Genomic DNA, 1,696 nt, shown 5'->3' on the forward strand with positions numbered 1-1,696 from the left:
AGCGCGTCAGATGGGTCAGCGTGGCAGGGGACGCGTTCTGTTTTGACGGATCAGACGGGAGATTTCAACCCCTCAACAAAGTGTCGGGTACTGAGAGCTAGGCCAATTTGAGAGGGGAATCATCAAAGCTGTGGACGTAAAAGCCAAAAAACTTGGCATTATTACAAATTTAGGCATAGAATATGATAGGAGTAGGGACAATTAAATCTAAATTTAAGGGTGATATTTGATGAATCAAGACAACGAAATAGTAGTTAAAGCAGTACAGGCAGCCGAGTTAGCTATAGACCTTGCCAAGTTGATGGTCGGGGGAAATTTAATCCTAAAATCGGCAGCAGCCTACACCTATAGTTACAGCCACACCATTGATCTTGGGCAAGGGCGCACTCGCACTGTGCATCTGGCCTTCGCCCTCAATCAGGTCAGCGGGCAGCTCGAATTGACCAGTCAGAGCTTTTCAGACAGCGACGGCTAACGGCGAAAAAGCCTAGACGCTTGGGCCTAGGCTTCTGACAGATAAAAGAACCTATTTCAGAGAAGCAAATGGGCTAGCTCTGCGGTGAACATCCTGTATGTCATTGGTGTTCATGACGGCGTATCTGTTCGTCATGGCGAGCGTGGTATGGCCCATGATCCTTTGTAGGGTGAAAACATCGCCCCCGTTCCGCAGATAGTTCACTGCAAAGCCCCGCCTAAAGGCGTGAGGGCTATACCGCTTGACCTCAGCGCGTTTGCAGAGGCGTTCCAGCAGCTTATAGAGACTGATATTGGAGTAGGGGCTGAATTCATCGGCCAAGAAAAGATTGGGTAAGGCGGCGTCAGGGCGTTCGTCTCGCAGATATTTGTGGATCAGTTTGAGTGTGGCCCGTGATAAGGGAACGATTCGATCTTTACCGCCTTTAGCATCCCTGACCATCAGGCACTGGGTAGGGAGTACGTCACGAGTTTCTAACCCCCACACTTCAGACACCCTCAATCCCGTGTCATAGAACACCGCCAAGAGTGCCTGATGTTTTGCAGGGGTCGCGCCATTCTGGGCGGCCAAGAGCAGGCGTTTCATGTCTTGGGGACTGACGGCGCTGTGCATGACTTGCTTCAGCTTCGGCAGCGGCACGCGCAACATGAGGTTGGACTCAAAATAGCCTTCTGTGGTGGCCCAACGGAAGAAGGAGCGCAGAATTCTCAGGCGGGAGTGAGCGCCAGCAGGGGAGAGGGCATTCATCGACTGAGCCGCGAAAGCCCGAAGAGTGACGGTGGTGAGTTCCTGAGCGTGCTCAATGCCCTGTGCTTCTGCAAACTCGCAGAATTGCCGTAAAGCGGTACGGTAGGCCCGCATGGTGTTAGGGGCGTGACCGCGACTGAGGCAGTCAAATTCGTACTCTTGCTTGATCGTATCTAAGCGCATCTGCATGTAGCTCCTGCACCGAAAACCCTATAGACAATTTCACAATTTATGTGGATTTTGTGAGTTGCAGTGACTGAGATCAAATTGCCCCTCAAAAATGACCTGTGGTATTGAGGGCAGTAAATCACTTAAAGGGAGAGGGAAAAAGCACGTCTGACACACACTTTTGGGCAACTTCTAGACTGGACTTTAAATCAGGCATTTGATTTTTGGCCGCGCCTCCGCTAGATTGGCGTGCGCTGGAACGGTGTCCGAGTGGTTGAAGGAGCACGCCTGGAAAGTGTGTAACGG

General features: G+C 51.4%; 2 protein-coding genes. One reads left to right on the top strand and one right to left on the bottom strand.

The window, feature by feature from the left end:
- Positions 1-229 precede the first annotated feature (229 nt).
- Entirely contained in the window at positions 230-475 is a 246-nt protein-coding gene (locus tag F561_RS0124275) for a hypothetical protein (protein WP_019012555.1), read from the top strand.
- A gap of 51 nt (positions 476-526) precedes the next feature.
- Here the strand turns inward: F561_RS0124275 and F561_RS26920 are convergent, their stop codons facing one another.
- Positions 527-1,411 carry a tyrosine-type recombinase/integrase gene (locus F561_RS26920; protein WP_019012556.1) on the bottom strand — a complete coding sequence of 295 codons (885 nt, stop codon included), beginning with the start codon at positions 1,409-1,411 and terminating at the stop codon, positions 527-529.
- Positions 1,412-1,696 lie beyond the last annotated feature (285 nt).

Origin of the sequence: Deinococcus aquatilis DSM 23025, assembly GCF_000378445.1 — a bacterium.
In the GTDB taxonomy this organism is placed as follows: domain Bacteria; phylum Deinococcota; class Deinococci; order Deinococcales; family Deinococcaceae; genus Deinococcus; species Deinococcus aquatilis.

Bases quoted from the DNA above. Each gene is read 5' to 3' on its own strand.
- F561_RS26920 (WP_019012556.1), bottom strand. From the start codon at position 1,411: ATGCAGATGCGCTTAGATACGATCAAGCAAGAGTACGAATTTGACTGC.
- F561_RS0124275 (WP_019012555.1), top strand. From the start codon at position 230: ATGAATCAAGACAACGAAATAGTAGTTAAAGCAGTACAGGCAGCCGAG.